This is a genomic window from Hypnocyclicus thermotrophus (assembly GCF_004365575.1).
Classification (GTDB): Bacteria; Fusobacteriota; Fusobacteriia; order Fusobacteriales; family Fusobacteriaceae; genus Hypnocyclicus; species Hypnocyclicus thermotrophus.
Genome location: NZ_SOBG01000003.1, coordinates 56,789 through 76,045 on the forward strand (window position 1 = coordinate 56,789; position 19,257 = coordinate 76,045).

Annotated in this window: 19 protein-coding genes and 1 pseudogene; 13 read left to right on the top strand and 7 right to left on the bottom strand. The window is 22.8% G+C overall.

Translation table 11 applies throughout. The features are described 5' to 3' along the window. The 10 genes and pseudogenes from hprK (at position 1) to EV215_RS03875 (ending at position 9,030) form a co-directional block, all read left to right on the top strand. On the top strand, positions 1-1,974 hold the full coding sequence (gene hprK, locus EV215_RS03830; RefSeq protein ID WP_134112677.1) for an HPr(Ser) kinase/phosphatase: 1,974 nt from the start codon (positions 1-3) through the stop codon (positions 1,972-1,974). Position 1,975: 1 nt separating this feature from the next. Further along, positions 1,976-2,845 carry a YitT family protein gene (locus tag EV215_RS03835; protein ID WP_134112678.1) on the top strand — a complete coding sequence of 290 codons (870 nt, stop codon included), beginning with the start codon at positions 1,976-1,978 and terminating at the stop codon, positions 2,843-2,845. 12 nt (positions 2,846-2,857) lie between these two features. Further along, positions 2,858-3,226 carry a dihydroneopterin aldolase gene (gene folB / locus EV215_RS03840; protein WP_134112679.1) on the top strand — a complete coding sequence of 123 codons (369 nt, stop codon included), beginning with the start codon at positions 2,858-2,860 and terminating at the stop codon, positions 3,224-3,226. Further along, positions 3,219-3,608, top strand: a pseudogene (gene folK, locus EV215_RS10740) (2-amino-4-hydroxy-6-hydroxymethyldihydropteridine diphosphokinase); the annotation flags it as partial. The gene folB and the pseudogene folK, both read left to right, overlap by 8 nt. A gap of 60 nt (positions 3,609-3,668) precedes the next feature. Next, on the top strand, positions 3,669-4,097 hold the full coding sequence (locus EV215_RS10745) for a 2-thiouracil desulfurase family protein (protein WP_442786023.1): 429 nt from the start codon (positions 3,669-3,671) through the stop codon (positions 4,095-4,097). 59 nt (positions 4,098-4,156) lie between these two features. Beyond that, positions 4,157-5,071: a DHH family phosphoesterase gene (locus EV215_RS03855; protein WP_134112859.1), complete on the top strand. Its 915-nt coding sequence runs from the start codon at positions 4,157-4,159 to the stop codon at positions 5,069-5,071. A 34-nt stretch (positions 5,072-5,105) separates the two neighbouring features. Further along, the gene (locus EV215_RS03860) at positions 5,106-6,017 is read left to right on the top strand and encodes a CsgG/HfaB family protein (protein ID WP_134112680.1); all 912 of its coding nucleotides are present in this window, start codon (positions 5,106-5,108) and stop codon (positions 6,015-6,017) included. Positions 6,018-6,038: 21 nt separating this feature from the next. After that, positions 6,039-6,908, top strand: a complete 870-nt coding sequence (locus tag EV215_RS03865; protein WP_134112681.1) for a hypothetical protein — start codon at positions 6,039-6,041, stop codon at positions 6,906-6,908. Positions 6,909-7,026: 118 nt separating this feature from the next. Continuing rightward, positions 7,027-7,596: an acetate uptake transporter gene (locus tag EV215_RS03870; RefSeq protein WP_134112682.1), complete on the top strand. Its 570-nt coding sequence runs from the start codon at positions 7,027-7,029 to the stop codon at positions 7,594-7,596. Between the two features lie 99 nt (positions 7,597-7,695). Then, the gene (locus tag EV215_RS03875; RefSeq protein WP_134112683.1) at positions 7,696-9,030 is read left to right on the top strand and encodes a S41 family peptidase; all 1,335 of its coding nucleotides are present in this window, start codon (positions 7,696-7,698) and stop codon (positions 9,028-9,030) included. Positions 9,031-9,054: 24 nt separating this feature from the next. Here the strand turns inward: EV215_RS03875 and EV215_RS03880 are convergent, their stop codons facing one another. Continuing rightward, positions 9,055-9,699: a hypothetical protein gene (locus EV215_RS03880; protein ID WP_134112684.1), complete on the bottom strand. Its 645-nt coding sequence runs from the start codon at positions 9,697-9,699 to the stop codon at positions 9,055-9,057. Positions 9,700-9,708: 9 nt separating this feature from the next. Continuing rightward, positions 9,709-11,124, bottom strand: coding sequence for a hypothetical protein (locus tag EV215_RS03885; protein ID WP_134112685.1), 1,416 nt, complete (start codon positions 11,122-11,124; stop codon positions 9,709-9,711). A 241-nt stretch (positions 11,125-11,365) separates the two neighbouring features. Between EV215_RS03885 and EV215_RS03890 the strand changes: the two genes are divergently transcribed. Together EV215_RS03890 and kdsB are read left to right on the top strand one after the other, a co-directional pair. Continuing rightward, a complete protein-coding gene (locus tag EV215_RS03890; RefSeq protein ID WP_134112686.1) occupies positions 11,366-12,214 on the top strand; it encodes a lysophospholipid acyltransferase family protein in 849 nt (282 codons plus the stop codon). A gap of 3 nt (positions 12,215-12,217) precedes the next feature. Beyond that, on the top strand, positions 12,218-12,961 hold the full coding sequence (gene kdsB, locus EV215_RS03895; RefSeq protein ID WP_134112687.1) for a 3-deoxy-manno-octulosonate cytidylyltransferase: 744 nt from the start codon (positions 12,218-12,220) through the stop codon (positions 12,959-12,961). A gap of 35 nt (positions 12,962-12,996) precedes the next feature. Here kdsB and EV215_RS03900 read toward each other — a convergent pair whose 3' ends face one another. From EV215_RS03900 to EV215_RS03920, 5 genes are all read right to left on the bottom strand, one after another. Further along, positions 12,997-13,815 carry a metal ABC transporter permease gene (locus EV215_RS03900; RefSeq protein WP_134112688.1) on the bottom strand — a complete coding sequence of 273 codons (819 nt, stop codon included), beginning with the start codon at positions 13,813-13,815 and terminating at the stop codon, positions 12,997-12,999. After that, positions 13,802-14,536, bottom strand: coding sequence for a metal ABC transporter ATP-binding protein (locus EV215_RS03905; RefSeq protein ID WP_134112689.1), 735 nt, complete (start codon positions 14,534-14,536; stop codon positions 13,802-13,804). The genes EV215_RS03900 and EV215_RS03905 overlap by 14 nt, the downstream gene beginning before the upstream one ends. Further along, the gene (locus EV215_RS03910) at positions 14,533-15,387 is read right to left on the bottom strand and encodes a metal ABC transporter solute-binding protein, Zn/Mn family (protein WP_134112690.1); all 855 of its coding nucleotides are present in this window, start codon (positions 15,385-15,387) and stop codon (positions 14,533-14,535) included. Before EV215_RS03910 ends, EV215_RS03905 begins: the two co-directional genes overlap by 4 nt. 106 nt (positions 15,388-15,493) lie before the next feature. Then, a complete protein-coding gene (gene hflX / locus EV215_RS03915) occupies positions 15,494-16,798 on the bottom strand; it encodes a GTPase HflX (RefSeq protein WP_208320328.1) in 1,305 nt (434 codons plus the stop codon). A gap of 114 nt (positions 16,799-16,912) precedes the next feature. Beyond that, positions 16,913-17,944 carry an endo-1,4-beta-xylanase gene (locus tag EV215_RS03920; protein ID WP_166667341.1) on the bottom strand — a complete coding sequence of 344 codons (1,032 nt, stop codon included), beginning with the start codon at positions 17,942-17,944 and terminating at the stop codon, positions 16,913-16,915. A gap of 239 nt (positions 17,945-18,183) precedes the next feature. Between EV215_RS03920 and EV215_RS03925 the strand changes: the two genes are divergently transcribed. Next, entirely contained in the window at positions 18,184-19,242 is a 1,059-nt protein-coding gene (locus tag EV215_RS03925; RefSeq protein ID WP_134112692.1) for a LacI family DNA-binding transcriptional regulator, read from the top strand. Positions 19,243-19,257: the final 15 nt, after the last annotated feature.

The window sequence follows — 19,257 nt, forward strand, 5'->3', positions numbered from 1 at the left end:
ATGGAAAAAGTTGTTAGTTTAGAAAATATTATTGAGACATTTAATTTAGAAGTCATTAATTATAATGAAAATTTATCAAAAGAAATTGTATTATCTGCTGTACATAAGCCCGGTGCAGAATTAACAGGATTTATCTTTGAAAATTCTACAGAAGTTGATAATTCTATTCATGTATTTGGAGTAGAAGAAATTAACTATATAAATAGACTTTCTCACAAAGAATTAGAAACACGTTTACCAAATTATTTTTCTCATTCATTTCCTTGTATTGTTATTACTGGAGATTTAAAAATAAATTCATTTTTTTATGAACTTTCTAAAAAATATAATAAAGCTATTTTACGTACAAATACAAGTTATGAACTTTTTGTAAAAGATTTAAGAAAATTTTTACAAAAAGAATTAGCTCCTGAAATTGTTGTAAATAAATTTATTTTTTTAGAAATATTTGGAATGGGAATTTTATTTGCTGGTGATAGAAATGCAATAGTAGGGACTTGTATAGAATTGTTAGAAAAAAATCATCGTTTTATCACTGATGGTCTTTTAAATATAAAAAAAATTTCTGAAAATGAAATTATTGGTGAAAATGCTTATAGTAATAAAAGATTGAATAGAAATTATTTTTTAAATATTAGTGAAGTAGAAAAAATTAATATTGTTGAATTTTTTGGTATAGGCTCTACAAGAAATTCAAAAAAAATTGACCTAATTGTAAAATTAGAAAAATGGTCAGATTCTGTGTTTTATGACAGACTCGGTATTGATTCTACTACTCAATATATATTAGGTATTGAAATAGAAAAACTTATTATCCCAGTACGTAAAGGAAGAAATTTAGCTATAATTATAGAGACTGCTGCGATGAATATGCGAATGAAAAAAAATGGCCAAAACCCCGCAAAATACTTCTTAGAAGAAACACAAAAACTAATAAAAAAAAATAGAAAAAAAAGAATTGGAGATAATGATATGGGATTTTTTAAAGCTTTATCAATTGAAGAATTTCAACAAAAATTTAATTTTGATATTATACTTGGAGAAAATAAATTAAATAACAGATTTATAACTTCTACAAATATTTATAAACCTTCATTAGAATTTTCTGGTTTTTATGAATTAATGGAAGAAAATGGTGAGGATAAGTTACAGATAATTACTGATTCTGAATTTAAATATTTAGAAATGCTTGATGAAAATATTAGAATTGATATTTTAGATAAATATATGTCTTATGATTTTCCCGCAGTTATTTTACTCGGAATAGAAGATGTTCCTAAATATTTCCTTGATATAGCAAATAAATACAATCAGATTGTTCTTTATTCATCTAAACAATATTCTGAATTATATATAGATTTACTAGAATATTTAGAAGTTTATTTTGCTCCTTCAATTACATTACATGGCGTTATGGTTGAAGTATATGGATTTGGAGTTCTATTAAAAGGTAAGAGTGGAATAGGAAAGAGTGAAACTGCTCTTGAACTTATCCATAGAGGTCATAGATTAATAGCTGATGATATGGTTAAGCTTACAAAATATCCTGACGGTAGAGTAGTTGGAAGAGCAGATAAAGTACCTTATTTTATGGAAATTAGGGGCCTTGGGATAATTGATATAAAAACTTTATATGGCCTTGGAGCTGTTAGAAGATCTAAAAAATTAGATATTATTATAGAATTAAAAGAATTAAAAGAAGATGAGTATTTAACAAAAGCTGATTATACAGAATCTACTATTTCAATTATGGATACACCTTTTCAAAAAGTTGATTTATATATTTCTTCTGGAAGAAATGCTGCTTCAATGGTTGAAATAGCTACTATGAAACTTCGTGCTAAAAAACTTGGTTATGATTCAAAGAAAGAATATCATTTAAAAAATAAAATACTTCGTGAAATTGAAGAAGTTGAAATGGAAAAAAATCAAGAAATCATGAATAAAAGGTTTAAAAATAAAGAGGAGGAATAAATTGAAAAACAAACTTAAGGATATACTTGTTGATTATTTTTTTATAAATTTTGGTTTAGTAATCTCAGCAATAGGAATTGGATTATTTTTAGTTCCTGGCAAGATTGTTTCTGGTGGTGTATCTGGTATCGCTACAATTTTATATTATACATTTAATTTACCTGTTGGTTTAGTAATGTTAGCATTAAATATTCCCTTGTTTTTAATAGGATTAAAAATTTTTGGTAAAACATATGGAGTAAAAACTTTTTTTGGAACTGTATTTTTATCTGTCTATATTGATTTATTAAGATTTATTATTCCTAATGCTAATAATATTATTGATTTTGATAAAGCAAGTAATGCACTTATTGCACCTATATTTGGTGGAGTTATTACTGGAATTGGTGTAGGTTTAATAATGAAGTTTGGTGGAAGTACTGGAGGAACTGATATTGTTGCTCAGATAATAAATAAATATTTCAAAATACCTCTTGGTTATTCATTTATTTTTATAGATGGTTTGATTTTATTAGCTGGTAGTTCTGTATTTGGTATAGAAAAAGGACTTTATGCTATAATTTCACTTTATGCCGGTGCTGTTGCAATAAACAAAATATTTGAAGGGGTTAGTTATTCAAAAATGATATATATTATAAGTGATTATCATGAAGATATAAAAAATCTTATATTACATGATTTTGATAGAGGTGGCACTGGATTATATGGAAATGGACTTTATACAAATAAAGATAAAAAAATCATAATGACAGTTTTAAAAAATAATGAAATACATGAATTAAAAAATTATGTAAAACAAATTGATCCAAATGCTTTTGTGATTATATCAGAAGTTTATGAAGTACTTGGTGAAGGTTTTACCCCTTTTTAGAATGGAGTGTTTATGGATAAAATTTCAATAAAAAATATAGTTGTTTACGGGTATCATGGTGCTATAAAAGAAGAAAATGTTTTAGGACAAAAATTTATAATTAATATTGATATGTATACCTCATTAAAAAAAGCTGGAATAAATGATAATTTAGAAGAGACTATCCATTATGGCTACGTATATAATGATATTGTAAACATCGCTACAAAAAAGAATTATAAACTAATTGAAGCACTTGGTGAAAATATATGTAAAATACTTTTTAAAAAATATAATATGAATAAAATCATTATTGAAATAAAAAAACCAAATGCACCAATTCCTGGAATATTTGATTATGTATCTATTACATTAGAAAGAGAGAAGAAAGATTATGAATAATGTAGTGTATTTAAGCTTAGGGTCAAATCTTGATAATCCTATTTATAACCTTATTCAAGCTTTTGAATATATTTCTAAATTAAAAAATACAAAAATATTAAAAATTTCTGACTTTTATAAAACAGAACCTTATGGTAATATAACTCAAGACAATTTTATTAATTGCTGTATAAAAATAGAAACTTCATTACTCCCTTTTGAACTTTTAAAAGAAATAAATAAAATAGAAGAAGAAAAAATGGGACGTAAAAGAGAAATTAAATGGGGGCCTCGAAATATCGATATTGATATAATTTTTTATGAAAATTTAAAAATTGAGACTAATAAACTCACTATCCCTCATAAAGAATACAAAAAAAGAAATTTTGTATTATATCCTTTACTTGACATTATAGATAATAAAAATAAAATAATACCTTTTATAAAACAAGCTAAAGGAAATATAGAAAAATATAATTATCCAAAAAAAATACTAATTAGTTCTTGTTTAATGGGAAATAGATGTAAATATAATGGTGGTCATAATTATAGATACCTTTATTCTCGTCTATTAAAATTTGATTTTCTTCAAGTCTGCCCTGAAACTTTTGGAGAATTAAAAATACCTAGACCACCCGCAGAAATACAAAATAATAATAAAGTGATTGATAAAACAGGAAAAGATGTAACAACTAATTTCATTAATGGTGCTAGAAAAACATTAGATATAGCTAATAAAAATAATTGTGAAATAGCAATTTTAAAATCTAAAAGTCCATCATGTGGATATAGAGAAATATATGATGGGAGTTTTAGTGGAAAATTAATCAAAGGAAATGGAATTACAACAATTTTTTTACTTAAAGAAAATTTTAAGATTATTTCATCATAATATAAGGAGGAAACATTTTGAAAGAGATAATTGCTCAAATAAATTCTGCAAACCGAATAATGATAACTGGTCATATAAATCCAGATGGAGATTGTGTAGGTGCTGGTTTAGCTCTAACTTTAGCAATAAATAAATTAAATAAAGATAACGAAAAAATAATTAGATTTATATTACAAGATAAAGCACCTGATACTACAAATTTTTTAACTCATTCTATTCTTATTGAAAAAGCTAAATATATAAATACAAAATATAAATTTGACACAGTTATTGCTGTAGATTGTGCTTCTATTGATAGACTTGGTAATGAAATTAAGCAATTTATTACTGCAAATACTACATTAATAAATATTGATCATCATATAAGTAATACAAATTACGGAGATTTAAATTATGTTGATCCTAAAAGTTCTTCAACTTCTGAAATAATATATAATTTTATAAAAAAATTAAATATAGAAATTGATCTTGATATTGCTGAATCTATTTATATGGGAATTGTAAATGATACAGGTAATTTAGCATATAATAATGTAAGCTATGATACTTTAATGGTAGTCGCTGAGCTTAAAAAACTTGGTCTTGATAATGAAAAAGTAGTTAGAGAATTTTTTAATAAAAAAAGTTATGCTCGAATAAAACTTCTTGGTGAAGCTTTAAATAATTTTGAATTTTTTGAAGAAAAAAAACTTAGTTTTTATTATTTATCTCAAAAAACATTAAAAAAATATAATGGAAAAAAAGAAGATACAGAAGGAATTGTTGAAGCACTTCGAGATTATGATAAAGCTGAAGTTTCTTTATTTTTAAGAGAAACAGAAAATGGTGATATAAAAGGAAGTTTTCGTTCTAATGAAAAAGATGTAAATAGAATAGCCAAAATATTTAATGGTGGCGGTCATCAAAAAGCAGCAGGATTTAATACTGATTTATCAAAAGAAGAAATATTAAAAATAGTTTTAAATGAATTATAAGGGATTTTAATTTAGTTATTTAGGAGGAATTCATATGAAAAAAATTATATTAACATTAATGTTATTGCTAACTATTATTTCTTGTAGTAATAGTCCTACAATAAAAAAAGAAGATAATTTAACTACATTACGTGAATACAAAACTGAAAAAGAAGCTATAGTACCTAAAACTAAAATAGCTATTTCTACTTTTAGCTCTGCTATTCCATTAGCTAAAAAAAGAAATGTAGGTGAATTATTAAGTGATATTTTGTCTACTGAACTTACTCAAACTAATAGGTTTATAGTTTTAGAAAGAGATTCTGTAGATAAAATAATGCAAGAAATTAATTTTTCTGAAGGACTTGGACAAGGTAAAATAGCCAGTGAACAAAATTTATTAGATGCTGACTATATTGTAACTGGTGCTGTTACTAAATATGCTGTAAACATATCTGGAAAAAAAGGCTTAGTTTCAAATAAAAAATCCCAATCAATAGAAGTAGCATTTGATTTAAGACTTATTGACGTAAGAACCGGTGAAGTGGTATTAGCTGATGTAGGTGAAGGCTCTGGTAGTACTAATTCTAAAACTACTCTTGGAATGGGACAAACAAATAGCTATAATTCAAGTATAGAAAATGATGCTTTAAGAGCTGCTGTAGTTGATGTATTAGACTCTTTTGTTAAAACAGTAGATAAGAGACCTTGGAGTGCAAGAGTAGCAAAAGCTAATCCAAGAGAAATATATATAAATGCTGGAATAAAAAGTAACTTACCAATTGGGGCTAAACTTGAAGTATATGAACAAGGAGAAGCAATTGAACTTGATGGAAAACTTCTTGGCTATGAAGAAAAATATGTAGGAACAGCAACTGTCTCAGATTATTTAGGTGATGATGCTTCAAAATGTACTTATAATGGAAAACTCTTTCACATTCCTGCCATTGTAAGATTAAAAAAATAAATTACTTAATTGGAGAATTTTATGATTAAAAATTCTAGTTTAAAAACTTTTTATATACTTTTAATTATTATAAATTTTATATCTTGCGAACCAAAAAAAACTTTTATTATGCAGGTAGATGGTGGTCCTCCACCTGCTAGACTTGCTATTTTACCAGCTAATAATTTTTCTAATGATGTTCTTGGTGGATATGTTCAAAGAAACCTTCTCTATAAAAGTTTAAAGCAAAATCCTAAAGGATATTTAATTCAAAATATAAAAACTACAAATGAAAGACTTATAAATGCTGGAATAACAGATGGCGCATTATTAAGTGCATTTCATCCTTTAGAACTTTGCGAAATACTTGATGTTGATGGTTTGTTATATATTGATATTTATGATATGGGAATAAAATCATTGCCTTTTTACAATTCTAGATATATTTATTTAAATGTTCGTCTTTATAATTTTGAAAAATTTATTTGGCAAAAAGTAATAAATATTAATAATAGACATATTGATATCGAAGGAGCTTTAGATAGTATCGATAATATATCACAAGGAAAAGTTAAAGAAGCTTTTAAAAAAGCTGGTGATTCTGTAACAACTCAAGTAATTGTAAAGCTCGGTATTGCAACATTATTTGAACATGAATTAAAACCTGAAATGAAAATGGTTGTAAATAAAATCATTTCTGTTATTCCTAGAGGCAGAAGTAGTAATAATAAATATTGGAAAAAAGTAGACTCTAAACTTAAAGAACTTCATTTAAAAGCTAAAAATAATGAAGAATTAGTTCCCAAAGAAGAAAAAAATAAAATCAGAAAACAATACGAAATAATGATACAAGAACAAGGGATTAATATAATAAAAACAAAAAATGATATAGATATAATAAATAATAAATAGTTTTATTATCTTCGTTATATTTTTTACGTGAAAGACAAAATAAAAGTTTACTTATAATGTCCATTATGCTATAATAATTTCTGTATTTTTTATATTTTATTTTAAATTGGGAGGAATAATGGAAAGAATAATTAAAGACACAACTGCAAATCCAGCACCTTTAGGGTTATTAGGTTTTGGATTAACTACTGTATTACTTAATTTACACAATGCAGGTTTTTTTGAATTGAATGTGATGATTATGGCAATGGGTATTTTTTATGGTGGAATAGCACAACTTATAGCAGGTATACTAGAAAGTAAAAAAGGAAATACTTTTGGAGCTATTGCTTTTATTTCTTATGGAGCATTTTGGTTAACTTTAGTTGCTATATGGACTCTTCCTTTATTAGGATTACCTAAAGCATCTCCAACTGCTATGGGATGGTATTTATTAATGTGGGGAATTATGACTTTTGGTATGTTTATAGCTACTCTTAATGCTGCAAAAATTAGTCAATTTGTATTTTTAAGTTTAACAATATTATTTGTTTTACTTGCTATATCTGATTTTACAGGAAGTCATACTTTACATACTATTGCTGGTTACGAAGGAATATTAACTGGTGCATTAGCTATCTATGATGCATTTGGACAAATTATTAATGAATCACTAAAAAAAGATATTATTCCACTTGGAAAAAAATAATGATTTTTAAACTGCTAATTTTAGCAGTTTTTTTATTTGATTTATATTATTAAAATATGCTATTATGTAGATATAATTTTATTAAAGGGGTTTTTATTAATGAAAAAATTTATTTTGATTTTAATCATGTTTATTTACTTTGATTTTTCTTATTCTTTGAGTAGCTATAAAAATGATTTTATTTTATTTACTAAAATTTTAGAAACTAATTATCCTTTATTAGAAAATAATATATCTAAAAATGAATATTTAAAATTAAAGAATAATATTTTAAATAATTTTCAAAATGATTATTTTTATTTATATAAATCGCTAAATATAATTAGACATAATTTAAAAGACCATAATATAAAAATTAATCACCCAACTTTTATTGAAAATAAGTTATTAAATAATAATTACTTAAATTTAAATATAAAAAATATAAATGGAAAAATAATTAATAAAACAATAAATTCAAATTTACCTTTTAATGGAGAAATCACTAAAATTAATAATATTGATATTGATACAATACTTAAAAATTTATCAATTTATGAATCTAGTTCATATTCAAAAATTTTTCCTTATAGCTCTTTAGAAATCAATCATAATTTTTCCTTATTTTTTAAATATTTTTATGGTGATTTTAATAGCTATAATATAACTTATAAATTGAATGGTATCGAAAGAAATATAACTTTAAATCCAAAAAAAATAAATATTATAGAATATGAAAACAGTATTTCTTACGAAGAAATTTCAAATGATATAGCTTATATAAAATTTTATGATTATGATATTAATAATTTTAATAAATATTTTGAAAAATTTAAATATAAAAAAAATTTAATTATTGATATTCGTAATAATTTTGACAATACTAATATAACTAATATATTATCTTATTTTATAAAAGATACAAAATATTTTTACACGGATTATTTTTTAAAAACTAAAAAACTTTACAAAGAACATATAATAAATAATTATACTTTTAATGATATTTATTATAAAAAAAATAATGATTTTTATAATTTAAAAAATTTATTTTTTAATAATTCAAATAAGCATTATATTCAGCAAAATAACAATAAAATAAATAGAAATTATGAAAAATATAATGGTAAAATTTATATATTAGAAAATACTCTTAGTGAAAATTCTTCAATAGATTTTTCTATTTTTTTAAAAAAATATTGTAATGCTGTTATAATAGGAGAAGATAGCAAGAAAAATCTTAAACTAAAATCTATAAATAGTAATATTATTTATTTATTACCTAAAAGTAAAATTATTATTTCTATTCCTTATAAATATGTTGAAAGAATTAATAATTATTATTTATTAATTCCTGATAATATTATTTATGATGATAATACAGAAACTGAATTCATTGACAATAAACTGAATTTTGTTTTAAATGATATTTTATTAAATAATAGTTCTAATTAAAAATCCCCTAATTAAAGGGGGTTTTTATATTATCAAATAATAAATATTTAAAATTATTATTAAAAATACCGTTATACTCATTATTTTTATTGTATAATATTTTTTAGTTATAAATGATATAAGTAAACCAAAAACAAATAAAAATAATGACAATAGATATATCTTATAGTTTTTTACTTTTTTATTAAATTCTATATTACTATTTTTATTAAAAATAGTTTTTTTAGAGCTAAGATCTATTATTTCAATATCAAAATTAATTTTTTCATCTTTTTTAAGATAAAAATAATTTTTAATAGTGTATTCATTAATTTTTATATTTATTACATATTTTGTCTTTTTTAATATTCCTACTACTCTTTTATCTTCATAAAAATCATTATTTTCTTTTTTTAGTATTTCATCTACTTCTTCATAATTTTCACTTAAAATATTTATATCTTTATTTTTTAAAACTAACTTTTCTTTTAATTTTGTTATTATTTTTTCTGAAATCTTATTTTTATTTTTAGAAAAAAATCCAACATCTAATTCTTTTCCTTTATTTTTTTCTTCTAATAATTTTTTTATTATTACATCACTATTTTTTTCTAATTCTGTATTCAACAAATTATCGAATGAAGCAAATGATAATAAATAGATTATAAAAAAAAGAATAATTTTTTTCATACGAGCCCCTTAATATTTTGAAAGTAAATTTTTTATAACTTCTAATATAGCTTGTTCTTCAGTTGTATAATCAGTATATATTGACCTAGTTAATGGTATATTAACCTCTTTTTTTGTATTATTTTTAAAATCAAAATATGTATATCTTACAGAAAACAATGCTTTATAACCATACCTTCCCTTTTCTGTTATTATTTTTAAATTTTCTACTTTTATTATATTCCACGTTTTATATTTATATATCGAATAATCATTTATTCTATCGTCTGATTCATATGCAGAAGGAGATTTGTTATATTTATATGATAATTCATCAATAAAAATATCTAAATTTTTCGTATTAGATATTGATTTAGGAAATACAATCGCTAAGTTATCTTCTAATATCTCTTTTTCTATTTCACTTTTTAATAATTTTTTATTTAAAATATTATCATCAAAATATTTTTTATAATTATCAAAATATACAATATAATTACTTTCATAATATCCATCTTTTGTAAAAGATTTTATATAATTTCTAATTTCATTTTTTTTAATTAAAACCTCTTCTTTTTCTATTATGTCTTGAATCTTTTTTTCTATTTCTTCAGCTTGTTTTATCTGTCTTGTTTTTAAATATAAATCTTTTAATCTAATCAAATCAAATTTATTTGGATTTGTTAAAAGTTCTAATTTATTTATCTGTTTTTTATATTCAAGTTGTTCTTTCTCATATTCTTCTTTTTCTTTTAGCTTAATTTGATTTACAAGTGCTATTTTTTCATCAATTTTCTTTTCTTGTTCATCATTTTCTATCTCTGCATATATTGCTTTAGCATTTTTATAATTTATAATTGCTTTTAAATAATTTTTTTCTTTTAAACTAATGTCTCCTTTATTTTCATATTCCAAAGCTTTTTTTTCTTTTTCAGTTAAAGCTTTTTTACTTTCTTGTATTAATTTTGTTCTTTCTTCAACTTTTTGTACAGCACTAACTTTATTTACTTCTAATAAAATTGTATATTTATACCCTAAAACCTCTTCTCCTTTATATTTAACATTATGTACTTCTAATACTGTATCAATTATATTACCAAAATTTTCTTTTGTTAATCCACTCACAGATAATGAATTTTTTATATTTTCTTCACCATTTTTTTTCGCACTTTCTAATGCTTTTTCTTGTGTAAGGTATATTCCACCTATTCCTAAAAATAAATCAGAATTTATTTTGAATTTTTTATAACTTTCTCTAAATGCTGAAAAATTATCATACCAATAGCTATTTTCACTTTTTTTAACCTCTTTTATGCCTAAATCAATTATATCTAAATTCTCAGTTGTTTTTACTTTCTCATCAATTTTTGTTTTAAATGATTTTTGAGTATTACTACATGATATTGTTAAAATTAAAAAAGTGATAAATAATAATATTTTTTTCATTCATCTACTCCTTTCTAGTATTTATTTTTTTTTAGTTTGTCCTAAAATTCTAATTCTTTATTAATTTTAGTAGTTTAAATTTTTTTATTATATATATTTTTATTTAATAAAAATTATTAAGCAGTTATTCTCTTTAAATTATACTTTATTTATCCAATGATTACAAGTAATATAGTAATTTTTATTGATATATTTCATATAGTATGATATCATTTAATAAAAAAATATGAGGTGATAATCTTTGGTACATAAATTTGAAATTATTATTATTAAGTTATTATATAAACTATTAATGCTTTTTCCTGAAAATTCTAGATATAATTTTGGTGGATTTTTAGGAAAGCTTGCATATAAATATATTAATAGTAGAAGAGAAATAACTTATAAAAACTTGAAAATTGCTTTTCCTGAAAAATCTGAAGAAGAACTTGAAAAAATAGCTAAAAAATCTTTTGAAATTATAGGAAAAACTTTTCTAGCTGGATTTTGGACTCCTAATATAATAGAAACTGATAAAGTTAAAATAAAAAACAAAAAACTTTTAGACGATATATATAATAAAAATAAAGGAGTTATCTTAGTTGGACTACATATGGGAAATATTGAGGCTAATTTAAAATTAGCAAAATATTATAAAACATATGATGTAATAAGACGGCAAAAAAACCCCTATTTAGATGATTTCATAAATAATAATAGAAGAAAAACTGGAATTAATTTAATATACAAAGGTAAAACAACAATAAGAGAATTAATTAAAGCAATCAAAAATAAGAATTTAATATCTCTTTTTTCTGATCATTATGATAGTGGAGGAATAGAATTAGATTTTTTTGGTAAACCTACTCGTATGTCAACAGGTGCTATTACTATTGCTCTAAAATATAATGCTCCTATTGTGTTATTTTTTAATACTTTAAATGAAGATAATACATCTACTATTCATATAAAAAAAGAATTTATTTTATTTAAAACTGGTAATTTAGAAAAAGATATAATATTAAATATGAAAAGAATAATAAAAGAATATGAAAATATTATTAGAGAATATCCTGAACAATGGATGTGGCTACATAAAAGATGGAGGTAAGTTATGAAATTTTTAGGTGTTATACCTGCTAGATACGGTTCTACTCGGTTTGAAGGGAAACCTTTAGCTGATATTCATGGTCATCCTATGATCGAATGGGTATATAAAAAAGCTAAATTATCTAATTTAGATGAAGTAATTGTAGCAACAGATGATTCTAGAATATACAATACTGTAACTAAATTTGGTGGTAAAGTAGAAATGACATCAACTAAACATAATACTGGTACTGATAGAATAGCTGAAATAGCTGAAAAATATAGTGATTATAACGTAATAATTAATATACAAGGTGATGAACCTATAATTGAAAAAGAGATGATTAACTCTTTAATAAATGCTTTTAAAAATGAAAATGAATTAAAAATGGCTACTTTAAAACATAAAATTATAGATTTTAAAAATGTTAAAAATGAAAATTTTGTAAAAGTTATTTGTGATAAAAATGATTATGCTATCTATTTTTCAAGAAGTATAATTCCTTTTCCAAGACATCTTGACATAGATAACTATTATAAACATATTGGTATCTATGCATATAACAGGGAATTTTTACTCCGTTATGCTAAAATGGAACAAACTCCCCTTGAAAAATCAGAATCACTAGAACAACTCAGAGCACTAGAAAATGGTTATAAAATAAAAGTTTTAGAAACTACATGTGAAATACATGGTGTTGATACAAGAGAAGATCTCGAAAAAGTAAAACAAATAATAATTGATAGAGATATAAAAATAAATAAATAAAAATAAAACCTAGAAATTTTAAAAATTTCTAGGTTTTATTTTAATCTAATTATATATAATATCCCAAGTAAAAGTACAGTTATTACACTAACAGATACATTTAAATAAAAACTAAGAAATATACCTATAACTAATACAATCATATTTATAAATATAGATTTTATAATTAACTTTTTTAAGCTATTATTATCATTTTGTACTATTGCTGGTGGAATAGTAAGTAATGCTATAACCATTAATATACCTATTATTCTTACAAGCATAAGAACTGTAATAGCTATAAATATCATCATAAGAAGTTGTATTTTTTCTGTATCTATTCCTCTAGTTTTTGCAAATTCTTCATCAAACATTACTAATAAAATTTGATGATAAAAAAAGTATAAAAATATTAATATAAGTATATTTAATCCTAAAATTAAAAAAATATCTGATTTATTTATAAGTAAAATATTCCCAAATAAATAATTCATTGGATCTACATATCCAGGTGTAATTGATATAAATAATACACCTACAGACATTCCTACTGACCAAATTATACCAATTATCGTATCTTTTCGTTCTTTACCTTTTGTAATAGCATAATTTATAATATATGCCGATAAAATAGCAAATACAAGAGCTCCTATTGTAGGATTTATATATTTTATATTAAGCGCTATCTCTAAATAAAGTGCTATTCCTATTCCACCAAGAATAGCATGGCTTATAGCACCCGCTACATAACTCATATTTTTAACTACTACAATACTTCCTGATATTCCAAGACTTATACTTACGATAATAGCTATAATAAAAGCATAACGTAAAAAAGGAATATCTGGACTCATAAGTATATCAATAAAGTTCATTTTCTCCTCCTGTTTCTTTTATATTTACATCATGTCGAACTAATGCTACATCATTATCATATGATGACTTTATAATATTATCAATATTTACATCAAGAGGATGCTCTTTAAAATGTTTATTTATACAAAAAACTCTATCAGTTATATTTGATACAAAAGATGTATCATGAGTAATAAGAATTATTGTCATTTTCTCTTTTAATTTTTTTAAAAGTGAATTTAAATTTTTTCCAATTTCAACATCAATATTTGATGTTGGTTCATCTAAAAGAAGTATTTTTGCTTCTGTTGCTAATGCTCTAGCTATTAAAACACGTTGTTTTTGACCACCAGATAAACTATTAAAAGATTTGTTTTTTATTTTCTCAAGTCCAACCTCTCTTAATGCTTCTATAGTTTTTTCTTTATCTTCTTTTTTTATAAGTCCAAAATTTTTTACTCTTCCTAATAAAACTGTTTCAAATACAGAAATTGGAAATTTATTATCTAAATCAGAATGTTGAGATACATATCCAATATTTGAAGTAGATAAGAAAATATCTCCAAAATCCGGAATAAGTAGTCCTGAAATTAATTTTATAAGAGTTGTTTTTCCCCCACCGTTAGGCCCTACTATTGTTACCATTTCATTTTCGTATATTTTAAAATTTAAATTTTGCAATACCCTTTCTTTTTCATATGAAAAACTAACATTTCTAAACTCTACTACAATATTTTTCATTTTAAACTCTCCTCTATTTTTAGAGTTATATTTTTTATATTATTTATATAATCATATTCTAAAGGATTGATAACTTCCATTTTTCCATTTATAGCATTTGCGATTATTTTAGCACTTTTTAGTGAAAATTCTGGTTGAGTAAATATTGTATTTATTTTATATTTCTTAGTTTGGTTTATTATATTAAAAAGCTCTCTTGAAGTTGGTTCTTTTCCTTCTACTTCAATGGAATTTTGAATTAAGCCATATTCATCTGTAAAATATCCAAAAGAAGGATGATATACTAATATTACTTTACCATTATATTTATCTAATTTTGATTTCACAAAATTATTTAATTCATCTAATTCATTTAAAAATTTTATATAGTTTTTAGTATAATATTCTTTGTTATTAGTATCATATTGTATTAAAGTATTATATATATGTTTTACTTCCTGTTTTACTAATATAGGTGACATCCATATATGAGGATCTTCTATACCTCGATGATGTTCACCAGCTTCTGATTTGAATTTTCTTTTCTTTATATCTTTAGATATATCTACTATTATTAAATCTTTAATAGTTTTAATTAATTTATTTTTAAATTTCTCTTCAAATTCTAAGCCAATTGTAAAATAAATCTTACTTTGACTTAATGCTATAATATCCTTTGTTGTTGGTTTAAATGTTTCTGGACTCATTCCTTTTTTTACAAGAGAATCAACTATAACTTTATCACCACCTATTTTTTCAACAAAATATTTTTGTGGTAAAATACTTGTATAAATTTTTAATTTATCTGTACTTGAAAATACTAAAGTTGAAATAAGTATAAAATTTAATATTATTAAAATTTTTTTTATCATATAATCCACCCCTTTTTTATTATAATATTTCAAACCATTTTATAGAGATTATAAAATTTTGATTCTCAAAATAATTTTATATTGTTTTTTAATTACTGTCAATAGTTTATTTAATAATAAATTTTTTATATTTATTATAATCTTTTTTATTTAAAAAAGTTGTTATTAATATCCCATTTTCATTATATTCCTTTGAAATTACTCTACTATTTTCAAGTATATATGATATTATGCTACCTTTAATAAATGGAATTTGCATATCAACTTTTTTCTCATCTTCAAATAAATTAATTTCTATTTTTTTAATTAGCTCTTCTAATCCATCTCCTCTTAATGCAGATATTTCAATTGAATTTTCCATTGGAATAACAATTTTTTTTAATTCATCTTGAGATAATTTATCAATTTTATTATAAACTGTTATATAAGTTTTATCTTCTGCATTTAACTCTTTTATTACATCTTTCGTGACTTTTAATTGATGTTTATAATCTTTACGCGATATATCTAGTACATATATTAAAAGATCTGCTTCTGTTATCTCTTCAAGCGTTGATTTAAAAGCTTCTACTAAAAAATGAGGTAATTTACTCACAAAACCAACTGTATCAATTAATAAAAATTCTAAATTCCCTTCTAATTTTATTAGTTTATGAAATGGATCAAGAGTCGCAAATAACATATCTTTTGCAAATGATTCGGTTCTTTCAATATGATTATTATCTAACTTCATAAAATAATTTAAAAGAGTAGATTTTCCAGAATTCGTATATCCTACAAGTGCTACAGTAGGAATAGAATTCCTTTTCCTTTTTGCTCTTTGTATTTCTCTATGTTTTTTTACTTCTTTCAATTGTTTTTCAAGATCACTTATTTTTTTTGAAATATACCTTCTATCTAATTCTAATTTTGATTCTCCAAGACCTCTGGTTCCTATCCCAGCACCTGTTCTTGAAAGCATTTTTCCCCATCCAATAAGTCTTGGTAGCTGATACTTTAATTTGGCTAATTCTATTTGTAGTTTACCTTCTTTTGATTTTGCTCTATCAGCAAAAATATTTAATATAAGTCCTGTTCTATCTAAAATATCAGTTTTTACTATTTTTTCAAGGTTTCTTATTTGAATTCCAGATAATTCTTCATCAAAAATAACAATATCTATATCATATCTATCTACTAAAAGATTTATTTCTTGTATTTTTCCTGTTCCTAAATATGTTGCACTTTCTATTTTTGATTTTGATTGTTTTATAATTTGTACTACTTCATAACCTATAGCATTGGCTAATTCTTTTAATTCATTTAATGAATCATCAATAGAAATATTATTTTTTTCTTTAAATAGTTCTACTCCTACTATTAATGCCTTTTTTGGATTTAATTCCTCAGAAATATTATATATTTTAATCACTCCATTTTTATTTTGTTTATACTATGTTATATTGTATATTTTTAATACTCTATTTGTCAATAAATAAAAAAATTTTTAAATTATGATCTTTCTTTATCATAATTTTAAAATTTTTTATGGTAATTGTAATATTTCTTTTATTTTATAATATGCTAGTTTTGGATTAAATTCTTCATCAAAAATAAGGCCAGGATTTTTGTTATCATACTCTCTTACAATCCATGAATACTTATCACTTAATCCCCAAGTTGTAAATGCTGTTACTTTATCATATTTTTTTACTAATATCATTAATTTTTTATAAATTGTTGCTTGCTTTTCTAATTTCTCTTCTGTTAATTCTCCCTCAGTTTCTATATCTACTTCAGTAAAATTTATTTCTAATCCTAATTCTAAAAATCGTTTAATATTTTTCTCAACACTTTCCATATCTAAAGAATTATTTAATTTTAAATGAAATTGAAATCCTATTCCATCTAAAGGAACATTTTTAGATAATAGATTATTTACTAATTCATATAAAAAATCTGATTTTGGATTTATTTCCTCTATCATATTATCATTTATAAAAAGTTTTGCATTTGGATCTTCCTTATGAGTCCATTTTAAAGCTTTTTCAATATAATCTTCACCAATATTTTTATACCAAAAAGTTTCTTTATATCTATTATATTCCAATGCTTCATTTATAACATCCCAAGCATATACTTTTCCTTTATAATGTTTTACAACTGTTTTTATATGATATGCAAGGATATTTTCAAAATTAACAGATGTATCATTTTCAAGTTTTAATAACCACTCAGGATTTTCAATATGCCATATTAAAGTATGACCTCTTACTTTCATATTATTTTTTAACGCAAAATCTACTATTTTATCTGCCCTATCAAAATCAAATTCATATCTTTTAGAATGAATAAATCCCCATTTCATACTATTTTCTGGAGTAATATAATTAAATTCTCTTTTTAATGTCTCTGCAAATTTTATATCTTCAAGTTGAATACTTTCTATAGCTGTTCCTATTAAAATATTAGAATTCTTAGCATATTTTCTTAATGATTTATCTTCAGTATTATCTATTATTTTATTGCAATTACTAAAAACTAAAAGAATTATAAAACAAAAAAATTTTTTAAACATATAATCTCCTATAAAAATTTTAATTTTATTAAGTCGATTATACATCATTTTTTATATCATGTCTATTTTTTGTTTTTTTTTACCATTTCAAAACAATTAATACAATTTTTTATTTTGAAATTTTAAAAAAATAAAAATCTTAAACTTACATTGTTTTTTTATAACTTTTCTTTTTAGTATTGACAAATTATTTGATATCTCTTATTATATTTATAAACACGCGTTTAACGGAGGTTGCTATGAAAAGTGAAGATATTGCTAAATTAGCTGGGGTCTCTAGAAGTACTGTTTCTCGTGTAATCAATAATTATCCTAACATTCCCGAGAAAACAAAACAAAAAGTACAAGCTGTTATTGATAAATATGGCTATACCCCAAATTCTATTGCTAGAACTTTAGCAGGTAAAAAAAATAATATAATTGGTCTTTTTATTTTTGATAAATTTTATAATAAGAATATTGATCCAAATAATCCGATGTATTCTATTCATGATTCTCCTTATTTATCAGAACTTATAAGCTATGTTACTGATGCTGCCGAAAATAATGATTTCAATATTCTTATATCCGTTATAAATAGCCAGTCTAAAAAAAATAAATTTGACAAATTAATAAAATCAGATATTATTAGCGGTGCTATAATTGTTGGTGGAGAAACTGATAAAGAAATACTTGGTAAAATAATTAGTTCTAAAATAAAAACTGTATTTATAGATGAATATTTAGATGGTGAATATGATAATATTATTCATATTTATTCTGAAAATTATGAAGGAGCTTATACTGCTACACAAGAATTAATAAAAGCTGGTCATAAAAAAATTGCTCACATTACAGGAAATTTAAAAAAATTTGATGCTAGAGAAAGATTACGTGCTTTTAAAGATTGTTTAATCGATAATGGAATTAAATTAAATAAAAATTATATTATTGAAGGTGATTTTTCTCTAAAATCAGGTTATAATGCAGCTAAAGAACTTTACGAAAAAAATAAAAATAATATGCCAACAGCTATTTTTATTGCTAATGATTTAATGGCTGTAAAAGCTATTGAATATTTTAAAGAAAAAAATTTTAATATTCCACAAGATATTTCCATTATAGGTTTTGATAATCATTCTTTTGCTGAAATATTACTTGGTGGTTTGTCTACTATTTCAAGACCAATAGGTGAACTAGCTATAAAAGCCGTTAATTCTTTAATAACCTTTATCTATTTAGATGATAAATCAAAAATTAAACAAGAAAAAATAAAATCAAATTATATCAATAGAAAAACAATAAAGCCCCCAAAATAAGGGGCTTTTAAAATA